This is a genomic window from Microbacterium maritypicum MF109 (assembly GCF_000455825.1).
GTDB lineage: Bacteria > Actinomycetota > Actinomycetes > Actinomycetales > Microbacteriaceae > Microbacterium > Microbacterium maritypicum_A.
In genome coordinates this window covers 1-544 of sequence record NZ_ATAO01000064.1, presented here as the reverse complement: position 1 = coordinate 544, position 544 = coordinate 1, and the positions used below count along the sequence as shown (strand labels likewise).

Sequence of the window (544 nt, the reverse complement as noted above, 5' to 3'; positions counted from 1 at the left end):
GGAAGCTGATCTGCGTGAAGATCGTCGCCTCGGCCATCAGCTCGGGCGGCGTCTGCAGCAGCGACAGGATCGGGCCGGCGAGGAGGGGCGCCCCCACGGTCAGGATGACGCTCGTGATGGCGCTGAGCAGTACGCCGGTCGCGACCGATCGGCGTACGGCCGCGTCGTTCCTCGCGCCGAATGCCTGGGCGATCGGGATCGCGAAACCGCTCGTCAGCCCCCAGGCGAACCCGAGCAGCAGGAACAGCAGGCTTCCGGTCGCTCCGACGGCGGCGAGCGAGGTGACGCCGAGATGACGGCCGACGACGATGGCGTCGGCGAACTGGTAGAGCTGCTGCACCACGTTGCCGAGCAGGAGCGGGATGGAGAAGGCAAGGATGACGCGCCACGGACGGCCCGTGGTGAGGGAGGTGGCCATGAAGGAGCGGCTCGCAGAACTGAGGGGATGATCGGGGGTGCCACCAGCTTATCGAATCGATTCGGCAGGCCGGAAGACCGGTACTCGATTCTGGACTCGGCCCCTCCTCCAGGTACCGTCGGACGG

1 protein-coding gene is annotated in these 544 nt (G+C 68.0%); it reads right to left on the bottom strand.

The window, feature by feature from the left end:
* Positions 1-418: MATE family efflux transporter (locus L687_RS0120925; protein WP_031206750.1), on the bottom strand; the 418-nt coding region annotated here is incomplete at its 3' end.
* Between the last annotated feature and the right edge of the window lie 126 nt (positions 419-544).